General features: G+C 73.2%; 23 protein-coding genes. 12 read left to right on the forward strand and 11 right to left on the reverse strand.

The features are described 5' to 3' along the window. Nucleotides 1–94 precede the first annotated feature (94 nt). A complete protein-coding gene (locus tag ACFWNV_RS09680) occupies nt 95–1357 on the forward strand; it encodes an MFS transporter (RefSeq protein ID WP_383943120.1) in 1263 nt (420 codons plus the stop codon). Here the strand turns inward: ACFWNV_RS09680 and ACFWNV_RS09685 are convergent. The 6 genes from ACFWNV_RS09685 to ACFWNV_RS09710 all read right to left on the reverse strand — a co-directional run bounded on the left by ACFWNV_RS09685 (nt 1293) and on the right by ACFWNV_RS09710 (nt 7537). Next, nucleotides 1293–1892 (reverse strand): transglutaminase family protein, encoded by a 600-nt coding sequence (locus ACFWNV_RS09685; RefSeq protein ID WP_383943122.1) that lies wholly within the window; start codon nt 1890–1892, stop codon nt 1293–1295. The two genes, ACFWNV_RS09680 and ACFWNV_RS09685, sit on opposite strands and share 65 nt — an antisense overlap. Before the next feature lie 65 nt (nt 1893–1957). Continuing rightward, the gene (locus tag ACFWNV_RS09690; protein WP_383943191.1) at nt 1958–3034 is read right to left on the reverse strand and encodes a threonine aldolase family protein; all 1077 of its coding nucleotides are present in this window, start codon (nt 3032–3034) and stop codon (nt 1958–1960) included. A 38-nt stretch (nt 3035–3072) separates the two neighbouring features. Next, nucleotides 3073–3834, reverse strand: coding sequence for an SDR family NAD(P)-dependent oxidoreductase (locus tag ACFWNV_RS09695; RefSeq protein WP_383943125.1), 762 nt, complete (start codon nt 3832–3834; stop codon nt 3073–3075). A 26-nt stretch (nt 3835–3860) separates the two neighbouring features. After that, the gene (locus ACFWNV_RS09700) at nt 3861–5276 is read right to left on the reverse strand and encodes a DUF6421 family protein (protein ID WP_383943129.1); all 1416 of its coding nucleotides are present in this window, start codon (nt 5274–5276) and stop codon (nt 3861–3863) included. Between the two features lie 81 nt (nt 5277–5357). Continuing rightward, nucleotides 5358–6398, reverse strand: coding sequence for an alpha/beta hydrolase fold domain-containing protein (locus ACFWNV_RS09705; RefSeq protein WP_383943132.1), 1041 nt, complete (start codon nt 6396–6398; stop codon nt 5358–5360). An 11-nt stretch (nt 6399–6409) separates the two neighbouring features. Then, a complete protein-coding gene (locus ACFWNV_RS09710) occupies nt 6410–7537 on the reverse strand; it encodes an LLM class flavin-dependent oxidoreductase (protein ID WP_383943135.1) in 1128 nt (375 codons plus the stop codon). Between the two features lie 49 nt (nt 7538–7586). Between ACFWNV_RS09710 and ACFWNV_RS09715 the strand changes: the two genes are divergently transcribed. Both ACFWNV_RS09715 and ACFWNV_RS09720 read left to right on the forward strand, forming a co-directional pair. Beyond that, nucleotides 7587–8210: a helix-turn-helix transcriptional regulator gene (locus ACFWNV_RS09715; protein ID WP_383943138.1), complete on the forward strand. Its 624-nt coding sequence runs from the start codon at nt 7587–7589 to the stop codon at nt 8208–8210. Between the two features lie 192 nt (nt 8211–8402). Further along, nucleotides 8403–9095, forward strand: coding sequence for a glycerophosphodiester phosphodiesterase (locus ACFWNV_RS09720; RefSeq protein WP_383943141.1), 693 nt, complete (start codon nt 8403–8405; stop codon nt 9093–9095). 61 nt (nt 9096–9156) lie between these two features. Here the strand turns inward: ACFWNV_RS09720 and ACFWNV_RS09725 are convergent, their stop codons facing one another. Then, a complete protein-coding gene (locus ACFWNV_RS09725; protein WP_383943144.1) occupies nt 9157–9696 on the reverse strand; it encodes a GNAT family N-acetyltransferase in 540 nt (179 codons plus the stop codon). A 134-nt stretch (nt 9697–9830) separates the two neighbouring features. Here ACFWNV_RS09725 and ACFWNV_RS09730 point away from each other — a divergent pair, with 134 nt between their 5' ends. From ACFWNV_RS09730 to ACFWNV_RS09745, 4 genes are all read left to right on the forward strand, one after another. Next, complete coding sequence (locus ACFWNV_RS09730) at nt 9831–10394, forward strand: DUF5134 domain-containing protein (RefSeq protein ID WP_383943147.1); 564 nt, start codon at nt 9831–9833, stop codon at nt 10392–10394. 89 nt (nt 10395–10483) lie between these two features. After that, entirely contained in the window at nt 10484–11422 is a 939-nt protein-coding gene (locus ACFWNV_RS09735; protein ID WP_383943149.1) for a M56 family metallopeptidase, read from the forward strand. Nucleotides 11423–11570: 148 nt separating this feature from the next. Next, the gene (locus tag ACFWNV_RS09740) at nt 11571–12308 is read left to right on the forward strand and encodes a phosphatase PAP2 family protein (protein ID WP_383943152.1); all 738 of its coding nucleotides are present in this window, start codon (nt 11571–11573) and stop codon (nt 12306–12308) included. Nucleotides 12309–12345: 37 nt separating this feature from the next. Next, complete coding sequence (locus tag ACFWNV_RS09745) at nt 12346–12984, forward strand: TetR/AcrR family transcriptional regulator (protein WP_383943155.1); 639 nt, start codon at nt 12346–12348, stop codon at nt 12982–12984. A 44-nt stretch (nt 12985–13028) separates the two neighbouring features. Here ACFWNV_RS09745 and ACFWNV_RS09750 read toward each other — a convergent pair whose 3' ends face one another. After that, entirely contained in the window at nt 13029–14510 is a 1482-nt protein-coding gene (locus ACFWNV_RS09750) for an LVIVD repeat-containing protein (RefSeq protein WP_383943158.1), read from the reverse strand. An 85-nt stretch (nt 14511–14595) separates the two neighbouring features. Between ACFWNV_RS09750 and ACFWNV_RS09755 the strand changes: the two genes are divergently transcribed. Both ACFWNV_RS09755 and ACFWNV_RS09760 read left to right on the forward strand, forming a co-directional pair. Beyond that, the gene (locus tag ACFWNV_RS09755; protein ID WP_383943161.1) at nt 14596–15240 is read left to right on the forward strand and encodes a DUF305 domain-containing protein; all 645 of its coding nucleotides are present in this window, start codon (nt 14596–14598) and stop codon (nt 15238–15240) included. 52 nt (nt 15241–15292) lie between these two features. Then, nucleotides 15293–16648: an FAD-dependent oxidoreductase gene (locus ACFWNV_RS09760; RefSeq protein WP_383943164.1), complete on the forward strand. Its 1356-nt coding sequence runs from the start codon at nt 15293–15295 to the stop codon at nt 16646–16648. A gap of 28 nt (nt 16649–16676) precedes the next feature. Here the strand turns inward: ACFWNV_RS09760 and ACFWNV_RS09765 are convergent, their stop codons facing one another. Together ACFWNV_RS09765 and ACFWNV_RS09770 are read right to left on the reverse strand one after the other, a co-directional pair. After that, the gene (locus ACFWNV_RS09765) at nt 16677–17024 is read right to left on the reverse strand and encodes an ArsR/SmtB family transcription factor (protein WP_383943167.1); all 348 of its coding nucleotides are present in this window, start codon (nt 17022–17024) and stop codon (nt 16677–16679) included. Between the two features lie 119 nt (nt 17025–17143). After that, nucleotides 17144–18244: an NADH:flavin oxidoreductase/NADH oxidase gene (locus ACFWNV_RS09770; RefSeq protein WP_383943169.1), complete on the reverse strand. Its 1101-nt coding sequence runs from the start codon at nt 18242–18244 to the stop codon at nt 17144–17146. Nucleotides 18245–18463: 219 nt separating this feature from the next. Here ACFWNV_RS09770 and ACFWNV_RS09775 point away from each other — a divergent pair, with 219 nt between their 5' ends. Further along, entirely contained in the window at nt 18464–19555 is a 1092-nt protein-coding gene (locus tag ACFWNV_RS09775; protein WP_383943172.1) for a WD40/YVTN/BNR-like repeat-containing protein, read from the forward strand. Nucleotides 19556–19604: 49 nt separating this feature from the next. Here the strand turns inward: ACFWNV_RS09775 and ACFWNV_RS09780 are convergent, their stop codons facing one another. After that, a complete protein-coding gene (locus ACFWNV_RS09780) occupies nt 19605–21275 on the reverse strand; it encodes a von Willebrand factor type A domain-containing protein (RefSeq protein WP_383943175.1) in 1671 nt (556 codons plus the stop codon). A gap of 179 nt (nt 21276–21454) precedes the next feature. On the opposite strand from ACFWNV_RS09780, the gene ACFWNV_RS09785 reads away from it, so the two are divergent. Next, nucleotides 21455–22141 (forward strand): uracil-DNA glycosylase, encoded by a 687-nt coding sequence (locus ACFWNV_RS09785; protein WP_383943177.1) that lies wholly within the window; start codon nt 21455–21457, stop codon nt 22139–22141. Between the two features lie 133 nt (nt 22142–22274). Next, a complete protein-coding gene (locus tag ACFWNV_RS09790; RefSeq protein WP_383943180.1) occupies nt 22275–23189 on the forward strand; it encodes a sirohydrochlorin chelatase in 915 nt (304 codons plus the stop codon). The last annotated feature ends 39 nt before the right edge of the window (nt 23190–23228 follow it).

The raw sequence follows: 23228 nt of genomic DNA on the forward strand, positions 1-23228 counted from the left end.
GCAGGGGTGGCGGGAAAACCGCGATCCTTTCGCCCTACACCCGTATGACGTAGCCTCGCACCCTCTGCCACGTCACCTGGCGAAAGGGGCCGGGATGCCGGGGCTCGGACGGTACTTGGCCGCCGCACTGGCGGCCCGCTTCGCCTCCGAGGGCATGGGCATGGCCGTCGTGCTGCTCGCCCTCCAGCGGACCGGGAGCGCGGCCCACGGCGCGTTCGTCCTGACCGCCTGGCTGGCCCCGCACGTGCTCGCGGCCCCGCTCGCCGGCGTCGCCGCGGCCAGGTCGCGCCGGCCCCGCCTCTTCCACGTGGGCGCCCTGGCGGGATTCACCACGGCCGTGGCGGCGCTGGCGCTCCTGCTCGGGCGGGCCCCGACCCCGGTGGTGCTCGCGGTGGCGGTGCTCGGCGGCTCCTGCGGGCCGATGGTGACGGGCGGGCTGTCGAGCCTGGTGGCGGGGCTGATCCCGCCCGGTCCCGCGCGGGACCGGGCGTACGGCTGGGACGCGTCGACCTACAACGGCGCCGCGGTCACCGCTCCGGCGGCCGTCAGCCTGGTCGCGGCCTTCGGTTCGGCCGGGCCGGCGATGGGCCTCCTGGCCGCGTCCGGCGCACTGGCGGCGGCATTGGCCGCGACCCTTCCGTACGGGAGCCCGCACGGCGGCCCGGAGCCGGGCCCCGGCGCACCCCGGGTCGGGATGGGCGCCGGGCTGGCCGCCCTGTGGCGGGTCCGGCAGCTGCGGGCCATCACCTCGGCCACGACCCTGGCCTTCCTGGGCCTCGGGGCGCTCACCGTCACCTCGGTCCTCCTGGCCACCTCGCTCGGCAGCCCGGGCGGCGGCGGCGTGCTGATGACCGCCTTCGCCCTGGGCGCCCTGACCGGCTCCCTGACGCTGGGCAGGATCACGAGCGTCTCCCCGGGCCGGCTCGCCCGCTGGGCCATGGCGGCGACCGGGGTGGCGCTGACGGTGGCCGCGTTCACCCCGTCCCTCCCGCTCGCGGCCGTGGCGTTCGCCGCGGCCGGGGTGTGCGACGGGCCGCTGCTGACGGCCACCCTGCGGATCCGCTCGGAGTTCGCGCCCGACGGGACGCGGACCCAGGTGTTCACCCTCGGCGCCGGGCTGAAGGTGACGGCCGCCTCGACGGGCGCCGCCCTGGTGGGGCTCGCCGCCGATGTCCGGCCCGGGATCCTGGTGCTCGCGATCGCGGTCCTGCAACTGGCCGCCGCCCTGCTGCACACCGTGGTGACGGCGCGCGGCCGCGTACGGGAGACGACTGGCTCCGCCACCCCTGCGGTTACAGTGCCGTCGGCAGGTTCCGCATCAACTGCGGCCGGTCCGCGGACTCCTGGAGCGCCTTGAGCGTGGCCGGGTGACCGGTCACGTACAGCCCGGGGTAGTCGATCTCGCCGAGCTCCGGACGTACGGGGAAGGCGAGTTGTTCGCGGTCCAGGGTGAACTGGGCGTCCACGCCCGGCTTGTTGCCCCGGGGGTCCACCCGGGACCAGTGCTCGCTGCCGGGCAGGCGCAGCGCGACGAGGCCGTGGACGACGGGGTTCGCCCCCTCGGCGTCGCCCAGGAGCTGGTAGCAGAGGCCGGCCGGGATGCCCCGGGCTCGCAGCAGCGCGGTCAGCGCGTGGGACTTAGCGTAGCAGATCCCGTTGCGCGTATCCAGGACGTCGGAGGCGCGCCAGGCGACGCGGTCGTCCCCGGAGTCGGCGGAGTGCGGGATGGTGTCGCGGACGAACTCGAAGGCCACCTTGGCGTATGAATATGCATCGCCGGTGGCAGTCCACAGGGCGTCGGCCGTCTCCTGGACCAGCGGATGGTCGTGGTCCACGACGTCATCGGCGGCCAGGTAGGCGGCAAGCTCAGTATGCTCCTGGATCAATTCCATGATCCAGGAGCATACTCATGCAGGACCCTGCATGCCTATAAATCTATGGGGGTGGATTCGCGGCGCTAGCGAGCCAGCTCTTCCTTGAGGGCCTGGAGGAAGCCGTCCACGTCCTCTTCCTGGGTGTCGTAGCTGCACATCCACCGGACGTCGCCCGCGATCTCGTCCCAGAAGTAGAAGCGGTAGCGCTCCTGCAGCCGCCGCGAGACCTCGTGCGGAAGCCGCGCGAACACCGCGTTCGCCTGCACCGGGTAGAGGATCTCCACCCCGTCGGTCTCGCGCACCCCGGCCGCCAGCCGCTGCGCCATCGCGTTGGCGTGGCGGGCGTTGCGCAGCCACAGGTCCTTCGCGAGGAGCGCTTCGAGCTGCACCGACACGAAGCGCATCTTCGAGGCGAGCTGCATCGACATCTTGCGGATGTGCTTCATCTGCCGGACGGAGTCCGGGTTCAGCACGACGACGGCCTCGCCGGCCATCATCCCGTTCTTGGTGCCGCCGTAGGACAGCACGTCCACGCCGACCGCGTTGGTGAAGCTGCGCATCGGCACGTCGAGCGAGGCCGCGGCGTTGGCTATCCGGGCGCCGTCGAGGTGGACCTTCATCCCCTTGGCGTGCGCGTGCTCGCAGATGGCCCGGATCTCGTCCACGGTGTAGACCGTGCCGAGCTCGGTGTTCTGGGTGATCGAGACGACCTGCGGCATCGCCCGGTGCTCGTCCTCCCAGCCCCAGGCCTGCCGGTCGATGAGCTCGGGGGTGAGCTTGCCGTCCGGCGTGGGGACGGTGAGCAGCTTGAGGCCCGCCATCCGCTCGGGCGCACCGCCCTCGTCGACGTTGATGTGCGCCGACTCGGCGCAGATCACCGCGCCCCAGCGGTCGGTCAGCGCCTGCAGGGCGGTCACGTTGGCGCCGGTGCCGTTGAAGACCGGGTAGGCCTCGGCGTGCGCTCCGAAGTGGCCGCGGAAGACCTGCTGGAGGTTCTCGGTGTACTCGTCGTCGCCGTAGGAGACCTGGTGGCCGCCGTTGGCGAGCGCGATGGCCGCGAGGATCTCCGGGTGGATCCCGGCGTAGTTGTCGCTCGCGAAACCGCGCACCGCCGGGTCGTGGTGCCGGCGGGCGTCGGTGTGCGCGGCGGACTTGCGTATCGCGGTCTTCACGGGACCGGCCTTCGCGGCACCGGTCTTCACGGTTGGGGGGTGAGCCACAGGCGCTGTCCGTTCACATCGGTGGCGGGCCGCTCCCAGACGCCGGCGATGGCCTCGGCCAGCTCCTTGACGTCGGTGAAGCCCGCGAACTTCGCAGTGGGACGCTCGGCGCGCATCGCGTCGTGTACCAATGCCTTGATCACCAGGATCGCAGCAGCGGCGCCCGGGCCGTCCTCGCCACCCGCCTTGCGGAAGGAATCCGCCATCGCGAGCGTCCAGGCCTCGGCCGCCGCCTTGCCCGCGTTGTACGCGGCGTTGTTGGCGACCGGCTTGTGCGCACCGGACTGGCTGACCAGCACGTAGCGTCCTACGGCGCTGCGCAGCAGCCCGTCGTGGAAGGCGAGGGAGGTGTGCTGGACGGTGCGGATGAGGAGCTTCTCCAGGAAGGTCCAGTCCGCGAGGTCGACGTCGGTGAAGGTCTTGCTGCCGCGCCAGCCGCCGACGAGGTGGACCAGGCCGTCGATGCGGCCGAACTCCTTCTCGGTCTGCTCGGCCCAGGCCTTGGTGGCGTCCAGGTCGAGCAGGTCGACGGTGTCACCGGTGATGGTGGCGCCGCCGTGGGCGTAGCGCGCGGCGTCCACGGCCTCCGCGAGCCGGGCCGCGTCGGCGTCGGAGGCGACGACCACGGCTCCCGCCTCGGCGAGGCGGAGCAGGGTGGCGCGGCCGGCGGGCCCGCCGGCCCCCGCCACCGCCACTACCGCCCCGTGGAGCTTTCCGTTTCCGTTACCGGAGCCGTTCATCTGTGCAGCCTCCTGTGGGCGAGCGCTCACGCGGCGACCCGCGCGGCGGTCTCGCGTTCCGCGGCGTTCCCTGCCGTGATGCCCTTGGTCGAGGCGATCACGCCCTTGAGCTTCTTGGCCAGGGCCTCATAGAACATGCTGAGCGGAAACTCGTCCGGAAGCACGTCGTCCACGAGTTTGCGGGGCGGCTGCGTCAGGTCCAGGGCGTCGGGGCCCTTGGCCCACTTGGAGCCCGGGTGGGGGGCGAGGTACTCGGCGACCAGGTCGTACGCCTTGAACCAGTGGACGAGCTTCGGGCGGTCGATGCCGGCCCGGTAGAGGTCCTCGATCTCGGCGCAGAGCTGGTTGGTGACCTGCGGGGCGCGCATCCAGTCGATCTTCAGCTTGTTGTCCGTCCAGCGCACGACGTCGTGCTTGTGGAGGTACGCGAAGAGGAGCTGGCCGCCGAGGCCGTCGTAGTTGCGGGTGCGGTCGCCGGACACCGGGAAGCGGAACATCCGGTCGAAGAGGACGGCGTACTGCACGTCGCGGCCGTGCTCGTTGCCCTCGGACTCCAGCTTCACGGCCTCCTTGAAGGCGGTGAGGTCGCAGCGCAGCTCCTCCAGGCCGTACATCCAGAACGGCTGGCGCTGCTTGATCATGAAGGGGTCGAACGGCAGGTCACCGTGGCTGTGGGTGCGGTCGTGGACCATGTCCCACAGGACGAAGGCCTTCTCGCAGCGCTCCTGGTCCTCGACCATCCGGGCGATGTCCTCGGGCAGCTCGATGCCCAGGATGTCCACGGCGGCCTCGGTGACCTTGCGGTAGCGGGCGGCCTCGCGGTCGCAGAAGATGCCGCCCCAGGTGAAGCGCTCGGGGGCCTCGCGCACCGCGATGGTCTCCGGGAAGAGCACGGCGGAGTGGGTGTCGTAGCCCGGGGTGAAGTCCTCGAAGGTGATGCCGAGGAACAGCGGGTTGTCGTACCGGGTGCGCTCCAGCTCGGAGAGCCACTCGGGCCACACCATCTTCAGCACGACGGCTTCGAGGTTGCGGTCCGGGTTGCCGTTCTGCGTGTACATCGGGAAGACCACGAGGTGCTGGAGCCCGTCGGCGCGCTCGGCGGCCGGGGCGAAGGCCAGCAGGGAGTCGAGGAAGTCCGGCACGCCGAAGCCGCCGTCGGCCCACTTGCGCAGGTCGCCGACGAGGGCGCGGTGGTACGGGGCTGCGTGCGGGAGCAGCGGCGACAGCGCCTCGATGCCCTCGATCACGCGCTCGACCGCGGCCTGGACGGTGGCACGGGCGTGCTCGCCCTCGGCCTCGAAGTCGATGGAGCCGTCGGCCGACTGCCAGGGCCGGATCTCCTCCACGGCGGCCTTGAGCTCGGGCCACGCCGGGTGGTCGACCACCCGTACACCAGCGGTTATCACGGCACCGCCGGTACCCGGCACAAGAGTTTCCGTCATGTCACTTCCTCCACAGGAGAACCTCACGTCGGCACAGCGTAAGCGCGTGAGGCTCTTCCGCTCAAGAGGAGATCCGGGAAATTATCCTGCGTCACCCCCAGTTTCACCGGAAGTCTTCCCGTTCTTACGGGTGGAGTCGATGACTTCGCCCAGTCGCGCCAAGGTCTGCCGGGCCTCGGGGAGGACTCCGGCCAGGGCGAGGAACCCGTGGAACATCCCGGGGTGGGAGTCGAGGGCCGAACGGACCCCGGCCCCGAGCAGCCGGTGGTGGTACGCCTCCCCCTCGTCCCGCAGCGGATCGCAGCCGGCGACCACCACGTGCGCGGGCGGCAGCCCCCGCGGGTCCCCGGCGAGCGGGGAGGCCAGCGGATGGCCGCCGTCGCCGCCGGGGCCGAGGTACTGCTCCCAGAACCAGCGCAGGTGCGCCGCGGTCAGGAAGTACCCCTCGGCGTTGCTCCGGTAGGACCCGGTGTCCTGGGCGGCGTCCAGGCACGGGTAGATCAGCACCTGCAGCGCGACGGCGGGGCCCCCGCGCTCGCGCGCCAGCAGACAGCAGGCGGCCGCGAGGTTTCCGCCGGCGCTGTCGCCGGCCACGACCAGCGCGTCCGGGTCCCCGCCGAGCTGGTCGAGGTGCGCGCCGGCCCAGCACAGGGCGGCGTACGCGTCGTGGAGGGCGGCGGGGAAGCGGGCCTCGGGCGCCCGCCGGTAGTCCACCGAGACCAGGACGGCGCCGGAGGCCCGGCAGAGCGCCCTCGCGGTGGCGTCGTAGCCGTCGAGGTCACCGAGGACCCAGCCGCCGCCGTGGCAGAACACCACGGTGGGCCGGGACCCCGGCCACCGCTCCGGGTCGGGGTAGTAGACGCGCACGGGGACGGGCGGCGCCCCGGCGGGCCCGGGGACCTCCCGGTCCTCCACGGCGCCCACGACGGCCGGCCGGGCCGTCGCGGGCACGGCGGCGAGGATCCGGCGGGCCTCGTCGGCGTCGGTGACGCGGCCCCCGAGGTCGGGGAAGAGGGCGGCCAGCGCGTCGGCGTAGGGGCGGGCGGCGGGATCGAGCCGGTCACCCGGGGCCGCCGGGGCCGTCTCGTCCCCCGGGGCCGCTCCGGCCGTTTCTTCGCTCACGGCGGCGGCCCCTACGCCCGCTGGTCCGCGAAGTGCGGGATGACCTTCTCGCCCCACTGCCGCAGGGTCTCCAGGCAGGCCTCCTGCGGCACGGTGCCCATCTGGATGAGGCACATGATCTCGTCGGCCCCCGCCTCCCGCAGCCGCTCCGCGTACGCGATCGCCTCGTCCGCGCTCCCGTAGGCGTGGTCCGCGTTGAAGGTGGCCGTGGCGGTGGGCCGGACCGGGATGTCCTGCTCGTGCAGCCGGGCCACCACCTGCTCGGCCGCCCTGCGCATCTCGGCCCCCTCGTCGGCGCCCGCGACCACCGCCTCGTCCGGCACCCCCGCCCCGCCGTACCAGTGGCCGATGGACTGCGCGAAGAACCGCTGCCCCCGGATCCCGATCCGGCGGGCCTCCTCGGGGTCGTCGAGCACGATCGTCGGGCAGAGCACCGAGAAGTGGTCGTTGACGGCCGTCGAGACGAAGCGGCCGCCGTCGCGGCCGGCGATCGCGGCGTCGTAGACGGAGCGCATCCCGGCGATGGACCCGGGCCCCGCGAATCCCATCACCAGGGCCCCCACGCCCAGTTCCGCGGCCTGCACCAGGGTCTCGGCCCGGCTGCACGCGAGGAACAGCGGCGGATGGGGACGCTGGCTCGGCCGCGGCAGGATGGGGTGCGGATCGATGTCGATGAGCTCCCCGTGGTACTCCAGCTCCTCCTCCTGCCAGGCCTTCCCGATGATCCGCAGCGCCTCCTCCACCTCCGCGGTGGTGCGCTCCTTGTCCACCCCGCACAGCGAGGTCTCCTGCACGGTGCCGCCCCGCCCGGCCCCGAGGTCGACCCGCCCGCCGGAGAGCAGGTCGAGCATCGCGGCACGCTCGGCGACCCGGACGGGATGGTTGAAGGCGAAGGGCATGCACACGACGCCGTGGCCGATGCGTATGGTGTTGGTCCGGGCCGCCACCCAGGTCAGGAAGATCTCGGGAGCGGACATATGGGCATACCACTTCAAGGAGTGGTGCTCCACGGCCCAGATCCGGTCGAACCCCATCTGCTCGGCGAGCACGGCCTGCTCGACGCAGTCCCGGATGACCTGGTGCTCCCGTTCCACGGTCGGGTCGGCGAGCTGAGCTTCGAAGATCACGGAGAATTTCACGGTGCCTCCAGGGTTGCGTCCCGTACCCGGTCTCACTTCTATTCGAAATATGACTAGTAGTCAGACGCCGAAGAAGCAAGAGCTTCCACCGACCGCGTGGGCGGTTCTCGGTCTCCTCTCCTTCCCCGGGGAGCGGACCGGCTACGAGCTGAAGAAGTGGGCGGACTCCTCGCTGCGCTTCTTCTACTGGTCCCCGGCCATCAGCCAGATCTACGCCGAACTGCGCCGCCTGGAGGAGCTCGGCTACGCGGCCTCCGTGCGCTCGGGGCCCGAAGAGGTCCGGGCCAAGCGTCGCTACGGCATCACCCCCGCCGGGCGCGAGGCGCTGGCCGGGTGGGCCTCCGACACCGCCGAGGCGGGGCCCCCGGTGCTCAAGCACGGGCTGCTGCTGCGGGTATGGCTCGGGCACCTGGCCGAGCCGGAGCGGCTGCGCGCGATGGTGACGGAGCATCTGGAGCGCACCACCGAGGAGTTGGCCTCCGTACGGGAGGCCATGGCGCACGCGGCCGCCGAGCCGGACTGGGCCTTCCCGGTCCTCGCCCTGCGCTGGAGCGAGCGCCAGCACCTGGCCGAACTGGAGCTGACGCGGGCGCTGCTCGCGGACCTCGAAGGGCTGGAGGACCTGAGCGGGCAGGAACGTCAAGCCGGCGGGGACGCGCCCACCCCCGGGTGACCACGCGGGCCGCGCCGGGTGCTCCCCCGCCCCCGGCGGGCCCGTCGGGAAGCGGCCGGAGGGCGTTGCGAAGGCCCCGCAAAGGCGGTTTCATCGCTCGCGGGGCGCACTAGCATGCGCCTCACATCGCGCGCGGCCGGTCGGGACACCGCGACCGCGCGGGGAGCCGCCGTCGACGGAAGGATGAGAACCTTGACTTTCCTCACCATCGGACACCGCGGGGTCATGGGTGTCGAACCGGAGAACACGCTGCGCTCGTTCGTCCGCGCGGAACGTTCCGGCATGGACGTCGTCGCGCTGGACGTGCGGCTCAGCAAGGACGGCGCCCTCGTCGTCCTGCACGACGCCGAGGTGGACCGGACCACCGACGGCTCGGGGGCCGTGGCCGATCTGACCCTGGCCGAACTGCGCGGGCTGGACGCCGGGGACGGCGAGCACGTGCCGGTCCTGGACGAGGTCGTCGACGCGGTCCGCGCCCCGCTCCGGATCCAGGTCCACGACCTCGCCGCCGTCGGAACCTTCGCGGAGCTGCTGCTGCGCCGCGATCTGACCGGCCGGGTGGAAGTGGCGTCGTTCCGCGACGAGGTGATCGTGGAGGCGGCCCGGCTGGTGCCGGGCGTGCGGACCGTGCTCTACGCGAACCAGACCCCGGCGGACGCCGGGGAGGTCGTCGCCCGGGCCGCCCTGGCGGGCGCGGAGACGGTGGCCCTCAACATCGGCCACCTCACCCTGCACACCGTGGAGTCGGCGCACGAGGCCGGACTGCGCGTGACGGGGTGGATCGTCAACACGCTGGAGCGGCTGCGGCTGGCGCGGGCCCTCGAACTCGACGGCGTGCTCACCGACTTCCCCGAGATCCGCTCCACGGGCCGCTTCACCGCCTGAGGACCGCGCACGGCGGAGCGGCGGCGGGCCGAAGGCGCCGCTCCCGCTCCCGCCCCGGCGGCTACAGCGTCTTGACCAGCAGCTCGAAGGCCAGGTCGTCGCGGAGCGGGACGCCGAACCGCTCGTCCCCGTAGGGGAAGGGGCTCATCTCGCCGGTGCGCTCGTAGCCGCGGCGCACGTAGAAGGCGATGAGCTCCTCCCGTACGTTGATCACGGTCATCCGCATCTCCTTGGCCGCCCACTGCTCGCGGGCGCGCCGCTCCGCCTCCTGCATGACCTCCTTGCCCAGCCCGCCGCCCTGCTGACCGGGGCGGACCGCGAACATGCCGAAGTAGACGTGGTCACCGCGGTGTTCGAGGTGGCAGCAGGAGACGATCCCGCCGTCGCGCTCCGCCACGAGGAGCATGCCCTCGGGGTGCGCGACGATCCGGGCCACGTCCTCGGCGTCGGTCCGCTGCCCGTCGAGGAAGTCCGCCTCGGTGGTCCAGCCGCCGCGGCTCGCATCGCCCCGGTACGCCGATTCCACGAGCGTCACGAGCTCCGGGATGTCCGCCTCCACGGCACTGCGGTAGGTCAAGGCGTGGGGGGCGGCGCTCGGCATCGAGGGCTCCGTTCTGCGCTGGGTGTGCGAGGTGCGTCTTCCGGTGGTCGCACAGAGCCTAACCTCGCCCGGCGTGATGGCCGTGTGAAGGGGGCATCTCTTCCGGTGAAGCCGACGAACCGGGAGGTTCCGCCGTGCACGGTCCCGCCACGTCCCTCTCCACCTCCGTCTCCGCCTGGCTGCTGGTCCTGCTCTGCGCGGTGAGCGGGGCGTACTGTCTGCGGCGCGCGGGGAGAGCCGGCGGCGGACCGGCGGCCGGGGAGGCGGCGATGGGGTTCGGCATGGCCCTGATGGCGGTGCCCCTGCGGCTGGGCGGCGGCTGGCAGGCTCCCGTGCTGGGCGCCGTCTTCTGCGGGGCGGCGCTGCACGCACTGTGGCTGCTGCGCGCCGGCCCGCACCACGCGCACCATCTGGTGGGCTCGCTGACCATGGTCTACATGGTGCTGGCCGCCGGGTCGGGCGCGGCCCCGGGCTCCTCCGGCCATGCCCACGGGCAGGGCGCCGGGCTGCCCCTGCTCACCGGCCTGCTGCTCCTCTACTACGCCGGGTACGTGGTGCTGGGCGGCGCCCGGCTGGTCACCGCCGGCGGCACGGGCGGTACGGGCGGCACGGGAGCCCCCGCCGGACCGGCGGAAGTGATCCGGGCCTGCCGACTGGCCATGGGAATCGGGATGTTGGCGATGCTGCTCACGATGTGAGGCCGCCACCGGCGCGGGCAAACGTGTCCTGCGTCACCCTTGGCCAGGACCATACCCGCAGGTAGTCGCACGCTCCTAGGCTGGGGCCCATGATGGTCCCCGCCGTTCTCCTGCTGCTCGGCGCCCTGACCGCGGTGCTCGCACCCCGCCTGCTGGCCCGGGCCCAATGGCCCGAGCGCGAACCCGTCGTGGCCCTGTGGGTGTGGCAGTGCGTGGTCGGGGCCGTGCTCCTGTGCTTCGCCCTGTCGATGCTGCTCAGCGCGGCCGCCGCCTGGCAGGCCGTGCGGGGCCGGCTGTTCGCCCCGGCGCCGCACGGCGTGGTCGACGCCTACGCGCTGGACGCGGCGGGCGGGCTCTGGGCCGCGGGCACCGCCGTCGCACTGGCGGGCTGCGGGCTGTGGACCGGGGCGATGCTGGCCCGGGAGATCCTGCGGGCCCGCGCCCGGCGGCGCGCGCAGGGCGCCGAACTGCTGCTGCGGGCCCCGCTGCTGCCCGGGGAGCAGGCCGCCGGGGCGCGGCTCGTGGTGCTGGAGGGGCGGCGGCCCGACAGCTGGTGGCTGCCCGGTCCGGTCCCGCAGCTGGTGGTCACGACGGCGGCGCTGGGCCGGCTCAAGGGGAGTCAGCTGGACGCCGTGCTGGCCCACGAGCAGGGGCACGCGGCGGCCCGGCACGACTGGCTGCTGAACTGCTCGCGGGCGCTGTCCGGGGGCTTCCCGCAGATCCCGGTCTTCGCCGCGTTCGAGGCGCAGATGCACCGGCTGGTGGAGCTGGCGGCCGACGACGTGGCCTCGCGGCGGTACGGGCGCCTGACCACCGCTCTGGCCCTGATCGGGCTGAACGAGGACCGCGGGGTCTTCGGCCCGTCCCCCGCGCCGCACTCCCACGTCCCCGAACGGGTCCGGCGGCTGCTGGCGGCCGCGCCCCGGCTGTCTGCGGTGCGCCGGATGCGGCTGACGGCCCTGGCGCTGCTGGCTCCGGCGGTTCCGGTGCTGGTGGCCCTCGGACCGGGGCTCGGCGCGCTGACCTGAGGACCGCCCGCCTGAGCGCCGCCCGCCTGAGCGCCGCCCGCCTGAGCGCCGCCCGCCTGAGCGCCGCCCGCCTGAGGGCCGCCCGCCGGGGATCGCGGGGCCGCCGCCCTTGCGGGGCTACGGCGGCCGCGGGTGCGAGGATCGGCGGATGCGGAGCGAGCACGTACGGTTGCGGACCCCCCTGGTGTGCGCGCTGTTCGCCGCGTCGCTCGCCTCCATCGCACTGACGGTCCTGGTGGCCGTCGGCTGGGGTCCGCTCCTGTCCTTCGACGGCCGCATCGCGCGCGGGCTGCACTCCTACGCCGTCTCCCACCCCGGGGTCACCCGGCTGATGCGGGTGCTCACCGACTGGGTGTGGGATCCGTGGACCATGCGGGCCCTGGCCGGCGCGGCCTGTCTGTGGCTGTGGTGGCGGGGCGGGGGCCGGTGCGCGCTGCGGATCGCCCTGGCCGTCCTCGCGGCCGGGGCGGTCAGCCAGGGGCTGAAGTTCCTGGTGGGTCGGGAGCGGCCGGTATGGCCGGATCCGGTCGACTCGGCGGACTACGCGTCCTATCCGTCCGGGCACGCGCTGACGGCGACGGTGGTCTGCGGCCTGCTCGTGTGGCTGCTCGCGCGCGGGCCCGCACGCGCGGCCGGGCGGCCGTTCCCGCGCCCGCTCGCGCGGTCCCGTCCCGTCCTGGCGGCGGCCGTGTTACTGGCCGCGGTCTCGGTGCTCGGGGTCGGCTTCACCCGGATCTACCTGGGCGTCCACTGGTTCTCGGACGTCCTGGCGGGCTGGCTGCTGGGCGCGGTGCTCGTGGCGCTCACGGTCGCGGTTTCGGTCTCGGACGGTGCCTGCTCTGGGCGATCCCCCGTGTCGCCCAGAGCAGACGGTCCGGTGCGCTGAGTATACTGGCCGCGAGCCAGTCAACGCAGGAGCAAGCATGTCCCCGCGCAGCGCATCGGTCAATGAAGAATTGCGCAGGCGTTCCCGGGAACGACTGCTGCAAGCCACGGTCGAGCTCGTCGCGGAGCGCGGCTTCGAAGCCACCACCCTGGGCGACATCGCCGACCGGGCGGGAGCCGCCCGCGGTCTGGTGTCCTACTACTTCCCGGGCAAGCGCCAGCTCCTGCAGTCCGCCGTGCACCGGCTGATGCACCTCACGCTGGCGGCGGCCCTGGAGCGGGAGCCCCGGCCCGCGGGACCCGATGCGGGCAGGGAGCGCCTGGCCCGGGCCATCGACGCGATCCTCGGGCTGGCCATGGACCAGCCCCGGCTGATGCGGACCCACATGGCGGGGATCCTGCAGGCGGAGGGTTTCGTCCAGTGCGCCGAGCAGCAGCGGCTCGCGGAGCTGCTGCGGGACACGGTCGTACGGTACGGATCTGCGGAGGCGGACACCGACTACCCGCTGCTGCGGGCGCTGCTGATGGGTGCGGTGGTGGCGGTGCTGCTGCCGGGGGCGCCGATGCCGGCCGCCCGGCTGCGGGCCGAGCTGTTCCAGCGGTACGGGCTGGACTGGGAGTTGGGTGTTCCGCCGGACGGCGGGCCGCCCGGCGGAACGTTTCCCTCGCCCCGTTAGCGCTTTGGCGCCTTGGCGCCTTGGCGCCTTGCGGCTCTAGCGGGTCAGCGGTAGTCGGGCTGGGTCTGCACGTTGAGCCGGTCCAGCCGCACCCACTTGGCGCTGTCCGTGCGCCAGTCGTCGAGCCGCAGGACGTCGAGGCCCTTGACGATGTCGTTCGAGTAGATGTGCCCGTTGTAGTAGTACGCGGACCAGGAGCCGCCGAGGCCGAGCTTGTCGGTGGTCAGCGGGCCCCGCTCGAAGTAGGCGATCTCCTTCGGGCTGGTGGAATCGGTGAACTCCCAGACGGAGATGCCACCCTGGTACCAGGCCTGCACCATGATGTCGCGGCCGCCGCCGACCGGGATCAGCGAGCCGTTGTGGGCCACGCAGTTCTCCGTGTCGGACTGCGCGCGCGGGATCTTGAAGTAGCTCTTGAAGACGAGCTTGCGCTGGTCGCCGCGGCCGGTGATCTCGTAGATGCCGTCGGCGCCCCGGTTGGGGCCGGTGGCCTCGTTGCAGGTGGCGCCGCCACCGCCGCCCAGCTCGTCGGTGAACACCACCTTGTTCGCACGCTCGTTGAAGGTGGCCGAGTGCCAGAACGAGAAGTTCACGTTGTCCTGCACCCGGTCGATGACGCGCGGCGCCTCGGGCCTGCTGATGTCGAAGAGGATGCCGTCACCCATGCAGGCACCCGCGGCGAGGTCCTTGGAGGGCAGCACGGTGATGTCGTGGCAGCCCGTGGTCTTGGAGACGCCCGGGTTGACGGGCCCGCCCGGGTTGCCGCCGTCCGGGAAGAGGATCGGGAAGGCCACGACGGCGGCCTGCGTCGGCTTCTTCTTGGGGACCTTCACGATCGAGATGCCGTCGTGGGGCGGCTGGCAGTCGGGGAACGTCTCGCTCGGGTTGTACGAGGAGACGTAGAGGTAGTCCTCGCGGCCACCCGGCACGAGCGTGTGGGTGTGGGAACCGCACGGGGTCTCCACGGACTTGATGTACTTGGGGTTCTTCTTGTCCTTGATGTCGAAGATCCTGATGCCCTCCCACGAGGACTTCTCCGTGGCCGGCTGCGAGACGCTGTTGCAGGAGTCGTCGCTGCGCGAGGAGTCGGTGGACAGGAAGAGCAGGTCTCCGTCGACCGAGATGTCGTTCTGCCCGCCGGGGCAGAGCACTTCGGTGACCTTCTTCGGAGCCTTCGGGTTGCCGATGTCATAGATGACGAAGCCGTTGTAGTTGCCCGCGTAGGCGTACTTGCCCTGGAACGTCATGTCGGAGTTGATCTGATTCGGGTCGGTGCTGGGGATGTTGGCCAGGGGTTTGATGTTGCGGCTGTGGACGATCTCGTCCTGGCCGGGTATCTCTCCGGGTGCGAGCTCCCGTCCCGCGCCGGCCGCGGTGGCGGCACTCTGCGGCGCACCCGCGCCCGGGAGCAGGTCCCCCGGATCGGGGGTGGCGGCCGCGGGTCCGGCCGCCAGTAACGAGGTGAGGAGTCCGGCCGCGGCTGCGGCCACTCCCAGGGATGTGCGCCGCGCTCTGCTGGTGTGCATCGGGGTCACTGTGCCCTCCCATGGGTCCGGTCGGTTCCGCCCGTGGTGGGAACGGAACGCGGACCCCGGCAGTATGGTCCTTTGCATGGACATGGCGAAAGTGTCACTCGGGCGAATCGTCGCAGCGGCCCTGGCCCTCGGGCTCCTGGTCCCCCTCGCCGGCTGCAGCGACGGCGACGGCGCGGCAGAGGGCAAGCCGGCGGTGATCGCCCCCGGCAAACCCGGCGCGAAGGCCCGTACCCTCTCCCCCGAACAGGCGGCGAAGGAGCTGCCCGACGACTCCCCCAACGCGGCGGACCGAGCGTACGTACGCGACATGATCGAACACCACGGGCAGGCCCTGACCATGAGCGCGCTGGCCCCCGACCGGGCCTCGGCCGACGGGGTCAAGCGGCTCGCCGAGCGGATCGCGGCCGCGCAGAAGCCCGAGATCGGCGCGATGCAGGGATGGGCGGCCCGCAACCCGGCGCCCAGCGCCGCCCCGGGCGGCCACGACCACGCGGCGATGCCCGGCATGGCCACCGAACAGCAGCTGGCGGAGCTGGCCGCGGCCCGGGGGCCGGACTTCGACCGGCTCTTCCTGACCCTGATGACCGCCCACCACGAGGGGGCCCTGAAGATGACCGGCGAGGTCCTCGCCGCCGGCAACAACGCGGCCGTGGAGGAGATGGCCAACGAGGTGGCGGCCACCCAGAGCGCCGAGATCCACCGGATGCGCGCGATGGGCTGACGGCCCCGGCACCCGGTGTCATGCTGGGAACACCTGCGGGAGGAGCTCCGCCGTGCTTCGTATCGCCGTCGTCGGATCGGGCCCCAGCGGGGTCTACGCCGCGCAGACACTCGTACAGCAGCGTGAGGTGCCGGGGATCCGGGTCGACGTCCTCGACCGGCTGCCGGCCCCGTACGGGCTCGTGCGCTACGGGGTGGCCCCCGACCACGAGAAGATCAAGTCCCTGCAGGGCAGCCTGCGCACCGTGCTGGAGGACGAGCGGATCCGCTTCCTCGGCAACGTCGAGGTCGGCGGGGACGCCCTGCCCACCGCCCGGCTCCTGGAGCTGTACCACGCGGTGGTCTACTGCGTCGGCGCCGCCCGGGACCGGCTGCTCGGCATCCCCGGCGAGGACCTCGCCGGGGTGCACTCCGCGACGGCCTTCGTGTCCTGGTACAGCGGCCATCCGGACGCCGCGGCCGAGGCCTTCGGGCTGCCCGCGGTGGATTCCGCGATCGTGGTCGGCGCCGGGAACGTGGCGGTCGACGTGACGCGGATCCTGGCCCGGGACGTGCCGGAGCTGGCCCCCACCGACATGCCGCAGCCGGCCCTGGGGGCGCTCGGCGCCAGCGGGGTGCGCGCGGTGCACATGGTGGCCCGGCGCGGGCCCTCGCAGGGCAAGTTCACCACCAAGGAGCTGCGCGAGCTGGGCACGCTGCCGGGCGTGGACGCCCTGGCCGACCCGGCGGAGCTGGCCCTCGACCCGGCGTACGCGGACCCGGGCGCGGCCCTGCCCGCGGTGAACCGGCGCAACGTGGAGGTGCTGCGCGGCTGGGCGGCGGCTCCGGCGGGCGGCGGGGACCGGCGGATCGCGCTGCGGTTCTTCCTGCGGCCGGTGGAGGTGCTCGGCGGCCCGGACGGCCGGGTCACCGGGATGCGGTTCGAGCGGACGGCCCCCGACGGCCTGGGCGGGGTCAACGGCACCGGGGTCTACGAGGACGTCCCGGCGCAGCTGGTCCTGCGCTCGGTGGGGTACCAGGGCGTGCCACTGGACGGGCTGCCCTTCGACGAGCGGCGCGGTACGGTCCCGCACGCGGCGGGCCGGGTGCTGCGGGAGGGCCGGGCCTCCGTCGGCGAGTACGTGGCGGGCTGGATCAAGCGCGGCCCGACCGGGGTCATCGGCACGAACCGGCCCTGCGCGAAGGAGACGGCCTCCTCCCTGCTCCAGGACGCGGGGGCGCTGGCCCGGCGCGACCGGGAGCGGGATCCGCTGGAGGCCCTGCGGGAGGCCGGGCTGCGCCCCGTCCGGTGGCCCGGGTGGCTGGCCATCGAGCAGGCCGAGGCGGAACTGGGTCGGTCCCTGGGCCGGCGCTCCGTCAAGATCCCGGACTGGGCGGGCCTGCTGGCGGCGGCCGGCGGCACCGAGTGACCCCCGGGGCCGGGTCGGACCGCCCGCCTCAGCTCCCGTCGCGCGCCTGCTCGGCGGCGGCCGCCGCGAGGACTCCGTCGAGGAGTCCGGGGAACAGCTCCGCCAGCTCGGCACGGCGCAGCCCGTTCAGCTTGGCCGTGCCGCGGTAGCACTGGCGCACCACACCGCTTTCGCGCAGGACCCGGAAGTGGTGCGTGGTCGTGGACTTGGTGACCGGGAGCTCGAAGTACGAGCAGGCCAGCTCGGCTTCCGTGGCCGCGAGATCGCGGACGATGGAGAGCCGGACCGGGTCGGAGAGGGCGTGCAGGACCCCTTCGAGCCGGATCTCGGCGGCCTCGGGGTGGGCGAGGACACGGGCCGCGTCACGTTCCGTCATGTCCGTACTCCACTCGCTGGGTGCTGCCTGGTCTCCGCCTCCATCGTACGAGAACCGTCGTAGGAGCGGAGCCGAACGGCGGGTGCGGTGCGGGACCCCCGTCCCCGCACCGCACCGGTTCACCAGGAGCGGTGGTACTGCTCGGGCGTACGGATCTCCGCGCCGAGCTCGGCGGCCGCGCGGCGGGCCCAGAACGGGTCGCGCAGCAGCTCGCGGCCCAGCAGGACGGCGTCCGCCTCGCCGTTGGCCAGGATCTTCTCGGCCTGCTCCGGCTCGGTGATCAGACCCACGGCGGCGACGGGGAGGGTGGTTTCGGCCTTGACCCGGGCGGCGAAGGGCACCTGGTAGCCGGGGCCGACGGGGATCGTGACCCCGGGGGCGAGGCCGCCGGTGGAGACGTCGAGGAGGTCCACGCCGTGCTGTTCGAGCAGTCCGGCGAGCCGGACGGTCTCGTCCGCGGTCCAGCCGTCCTCCTCCAGCCAGTCGGTGGCGGAGATCCGGAAGAACAGCGGCAGCTCCTCGGGCCACACCGCCCGTACGGCGTCGACGACTTCGAGGGCGAGGCGGGTGCGGTTCTCGAAGGAGCCGCCGTACTCGTCGGTGCGCTTGTTGCTGTGCGGGGAGAGGAACTCGCCGATCAGGTATCCGTGGGCGCCGTGGATCTCGACGACCTGGTAGCCGGCGGCGAGCGCGCGCCGGGCGGCGGCCGCGAACTGCTCCACCACGTCGTGGATCTCACCGGCCGTCAGCTCGTGCGGGACCTGGTGGTCCGGGGAGAACGGCACGGGGCTCGGGGCGCTGGGCAGCCAGCCGTGCGCCTCGGGCCCGACGGGCCGCCCGCCCTTCCAGGTGCGGTCGGTGGAGGCCTTGCGGCCGGCGTGGGCGAGCTGGATGCCGGGGACCGCGCCCTGGCTCGTGACGAAGGAGGTGATCCGGCGCAGGGACTCGACCTGGGTGTCGTTCCAGATGCCGAGGTCGTACGGGGAGATCCGCCCCTCGGGGGAGACGGCCGTGGCCTCCTGGACGATCAGGCCGGTGCCGCCCGTGGCGCGGGCCGCGTAGTGCGCGAAGTGCCAGTCGGTGGCCGCGCCCGTGTCCGGGCCGGAGGGCTCGGCGCTGTACTGGCACATCGCGGCCATCCACACCCGGTTCGGGACGGTGACCGAGCGGATGGTCCACGGCTGGAACAGCGCGGCGAAGGATACGGGGGCAGCACTCATGAGGGCTCTCCGGAGGCGACTCGTCTGGAAGAGGACCGGGGAACCGGTCGCTAAGTACGAGATTCACCGTACTACGAAAACTCTCGTAGTACGAGACCCTTCGTATGACCGGGCGGTCGCGGAGCGGGCCCGCGCGCGGCGGCCCGCCGCTGTCAGTGGCCGGGTGCAGACTGGCGGGAAAGCTGCCGTGCAGGACAAAGACGTCCGGAGGTGTCGGCCATGACCGACGTGGTACTGCTCGCGGGGACCCGCAAGGGACTGTTCATCGGCCGCCGGGACTCCGGCGGCACCTGGGAGTTCGGCGAACCGCACTTCAACGCCCAGGCGGTCTCCGCCGTCGCCATCGACCGGCGCGGCGGCGCGCCGCGGCTGCTGGCCGCCGGGGACAGCTCGCACTGGGGGCCGTCCGTCTTCAGCTCCGACGACCTGGGCACGACCTGGCGCGAGCCCGCCGCGGCCGCCGTGAAGTTCCCCGAGGACACCGGAGCCTCCCTGGAGCGGGTCTGGCAGCTCCATCCGGCCGGCCCCGAGGCCCCCGGCGTGGTCTACGCGGGGACCGAGCCGGCCGCCCTGTTCCGCTCGGCCGACCGGGGCGAGTCCTTCGAGCTGGTGCGCCCCCTGTGGGAGCACCCGACCCGTGACAAGTGGGTCCCGGGCGGCGGTGGCGAGGGCCTGCACACGGTGATCACCGACCCGCGCGACCCGGACCTCGTCACGGTGGCCGTCTCCACGGCCGGGGTGTTCCGGACCACGGACGGCGGGGCGAGCTGGGCCCCGTCCAACCACGGGGTCTCGGCGGTGTTCCTGCCCGATCCGGACCCCGAGTTCGGCCAGTGCGTGCACAAGATCGCCCAAGACGCGGGCGACAACGGCCGGCTGTACCTGCAGAACCACTGGGGCGTCTACCGCAGCGACGACGCCGGGACCCGCTGGACGGACATCGGCTCCGGCCTGCCCTCCGACTTCGGCTTCGCGGTGGCCGCCCACCCGCACCGGCCCGGCACCGCCTACGTCTTCCCGCTCAACGCCGACTCCGACCGCGTCCCGGCGGAGCACCGCTGCCGGGTCTTCCGCACACAGGACGCGGGCACGACCTGGGAGCCCCTGACGAAGGGACTCCCGGCCGGGGACCACTACGGCACGGTGCTGCGCGACGCGCTCTGCACGGACGACGCGGACCCGGCCGGGATCTACTTCGGCAACCGCAACGGCGAGCTGTACGCCAGCCACGACGACGGGGACAGCTGGCAGCTGCTGGCCGAACACCTCCCCGACGTCCTGTGCGTACGGGCCGCCGTGCTGAACGGCTAGGCCGCGGCGGCCCGTACTCCCGTCACCCGCGTCGCCCGCGTCCGGCCCCTCAGCCGGTGAGTCCGCGGGCCTGCTGCACGGCCTGCGCCAGGTCCCGTACGGCCGGATCCTCGGTGCTTGCGGCCAGCCGGTCCGCGTGCCCGGCCAGGGTGCCCAGCGGGACGGCGCCCGGCACCCGCTCCCAGCCGCCGTCGCGCTCGCGCAGGGCGGAGGCGAAGTAGGCGGCCAGGGCGGTGACCTGGAAGCGCGGGGACGCGCCGGTCCACACCTCGGAGGAGAGGGCCGCCGCCTCGATCCGGCCGGACTCCTCGTGCGGCGCCCGGGTGCGCGGGTCCAGCCAGCGCACGGTCGCCGTCGCCAGGTGGCCGGTGGCGCCGGGGCGCAGCCGGACCGCGTACAGGGCGGTCACGGAGTGGCCGGAGCCGACCTCTCCCCCGTCCACGGCGTCGTTCCTGAAGTCGTCGTCGGCGACGCGGCGGTCGTCGTAGCCGATCAGCCGGAACCGTTCGACGGTCTGCGGATCGAAGGCGACCTGCGCCTTCGCGTCGCGGGCCCGCAGCTGCACCTGCGCCGGGAGGTCCTCGCAGAACACCTTGCGGGCGCCCTCCTTGTCGGAGACGTAGGTGGTGTGCCCGTCGCCCTTGTCGGCGAGCTGCTCCATGAAGGCGTCGTTGTACTCGCTGCCCACGCCCACGCCGAACAGGGTGATCCCGTGCTTGGTCCGGGCTTCGCCGATCCGGTTCAGGATGGTGTCGGCGGAGGTGGCCCCGGAGTTGGCCAGGGCGTCGGAGAGCAGGACGACCCGGTTGGTGGCCCCGGACCGCAGCGACGCGACCGCGACCTCGTAGCCGCGGGTGACCCCGGCCTCCACGTTCGTCGAATCGGCGGTGCGCAGTGCGGAGATCACCTCGTGGATCCGGTCGCGGTTGCCCTGGAGGCGGGTCATCGGCAGCACGGTCCGGGCCTTGCCGCTGAAGGTGACGACGGCCACGGAGTCGTCTTCGCGGAGCTGGTCGGTCATCAGGTCCATGGAGCTGCGGACCAGGTCGAGACGGCCCGGCTCGGCCATGGATCCGGAGACGTCCACGACGAAGGTGAGCGCCGCGGGCGGCCGTGCCTCGGCGCCGTCCGCGCCGCCGTTGCCGACCCGGGTGGCGAGGCCGACGCGGACCAGCGACCAGTTCGCCTCGCTGGTGCGGGCTCCGTCCACGGTGACGGAGAAGCCGTCTCCGTCGGGCTCCCGGTAGTCCTGCCGGAAGCTGTTGACGAACTCCTCGGGGCGCACGGTGGCGGGGTCGGGGAGCTTTCCGTCCGCGAGGGTGCGGCGGGCGTAGCCGTAGCTCGCGGTGTCGACGTCGAGCGCGAAGGTGGAGAGGTAGTCGGCGGGCGGTCCCGTCGGGCGCCGCCCGTCGCTCTCCCCTTCTGTGGCCTCCGCAGCAGGGCGGCTGGCGGACGGGCGCGGCCTGGAGTCGCCCCCCTTCCACTCCCCGTCGGCGCTGCGGTTCGAGCCGCCGCTTCCGCAGCCGGCCAGCAGGAGGCCGCCGGCGAGGAGTGCGGCGGCCAGTCTGCCGCGGGTTCTCCGGCGGGCCGGACGGTCCCGGCGCGATGGGCCGGAGGTGCCGGGCGTGCCGGGCGTACCGGGCGTGCGGTGCGTACCGGCTGTGCGGGCCGTACTGGGCGTGCGGGGTGTGCCGGGCGTGCGGTCCTCGTGGGGCTCCATGCGGTCTCCCTCGAACGTCGTCGGTGTTGCATGGGACGTCCGGGAGGTGGAGTTGGAGCAATCGAACCAGTTGCGAACAGGTATCGAAGCGACAACGGACGTCCGAGGGGGCGCCGCGGACCCTGTGCGCACTCGGGGGGGGCACCGGGAGCAGGACTGGGCCAGTAGAGTGATCCACCGTGGCAGCACGACCGTTGAACGAGATCGTCGAGCCGGGCTGGGCCCGGGCTCTGGAGCCGGTGGCGGAGCAGATCGCCGCGATGGGCGACTTCCTGCGCGCGGAGATCGCGGCGGGCAGGACCTACGTGCCCGCGGGGGCGAACGTGCTGCGCGCGTTCCAACAGCCCTTCGACGAGGTGAAGGTGCTGATCGTCGGGCAGGATCCGTACCCGACGCCGGGGCACGCGATCGGCCTCTCCTTCTCCGTGGCCCCCGAAGTCAGCCCGTGGCCCCCGAGCCTCGACAACATCTTCCGCGAGCTGCACGCCGATCTCGGCACGGGCAAGCCCCGGAACGGGGACCTGACCCCGTGGACCCGGCAGGGCGTCCTGCTGCTGAACCGGTCGCTCACCACCGCCCCGCGCAAGCCCAACGCCCACCGCGGCAAGGGCTGGGAGGCGGTGACCGAGCAGGCCATCCGTGCGCTCGCGGCCCGCGGCAAGCCCCTGGTGTCGGTGCTGTGGGGGCGTGAGGCGCGCAACCTCCGGCCGCTGCTGGGCGATCTGCCGGCCGTGGAGTCGGTGCACCCCTCGCCGATGTCCGCGGACAACGGGTTCTTCGGCTCCAGGCCGTTCAGCAGGACCAATGACCTGCTGGTGGGCCAGGGTGCGCAGCCCGTGGACTGGCGGCTTCCCGCCACGGGGTGACCGGCCGCGTCACCGGCCGGGTGACCGGAGAGCTGAACGGTATCTGACATTCCTCGGATAAATACGGACAGATGCCGCCGAAGAAGGCCCTGCCCGAACACCCGGTTTCGATAAACCAGTAGCATGCGGCGCCATGAGCTCCCCCACTGGGCCCGCAAATGGCCTGCCCGTACGAATGCCGCGACCCCGCCAGACCGGACGGCACCGCCGGCCCGAGCCCGCGGTGGCGCCCGAGGGCGCGCCCGCGCTGGTGCTCGCCGTGCCCGGTGCCCCCTCGGCCGCCTCGCGGGGGCTCGCGGAAGAGATCATCAGCATCGGCCGCTCCGAGCTGCCCGGCCTGGACGCCCGGGTCGGTTTCCTCGACGGTGACGACGCCACCGAGTTCCCGTCCCTGTCGGGCGTGCTGACCACCGTCGCCCGTGACCGCGCCGCGCGCGCCGAGTCCGCCCGCGCCGCCGGGCAGGAGGTGCCCGCGCCGACCGGCCCGGACGCCGTGGTCGTGCCCCTGCTGGCAGGCCCCGACGGGGATCTGCTGCGCCGCATGCGCCAGGCCCTGATGGACTCCTCGGCCGCCGCCGAGCTCGCCGACCCGCTGGGTCCGCACCCTCTGCTCGCCGAGGGGCTGCACGTGCGGCTGTCCGAGGCCGGGCTCGCCCGCGCCGACCGGGCCAGGCTCTTCAGCGTGACCACCGCCGCCGACGGCATCGTCCTCGCCACCACCGGTGGCGAGGAGGCCGTGCAGGCCGCCGGCATCACCGGCATGCTGCTGGCCGCCCGCCTCGCGGTGCCGGTCATGGCCGCCGCGCTGGACGAGGAGGGTTCGGTGGCCGCGATCGCCGACCAGCTGCGCCGCGAGGGTTCCACGCAGCTCGCGCTGGCCCCGTACCTGGTCGGCCCGGAGGCCGCCGAGGGGCTCCTCGACACCGCCTGCAAGGAGGCCGGCTGCAGCTCCGCCGACGTGCTCGGCGCGTACCCCGCGCTCGGCAAGCTGGCCGTCGCGCAGTACTCCGCCGCCCTCGGGATCCCCCAAGGCGCCGCCGCCCACTGACCTCCCCGGCTCATGCCGTACGTACGAGGGCCCGCGCCC

Source organism: Streptomyces sp. NPDC058401 (assembly GCF_042722885.1).
GTDB lineage: Bacteria > Actinomycetota > Actinomycetes > Streptomycetales > Streptomycetaceae > Streptomyces.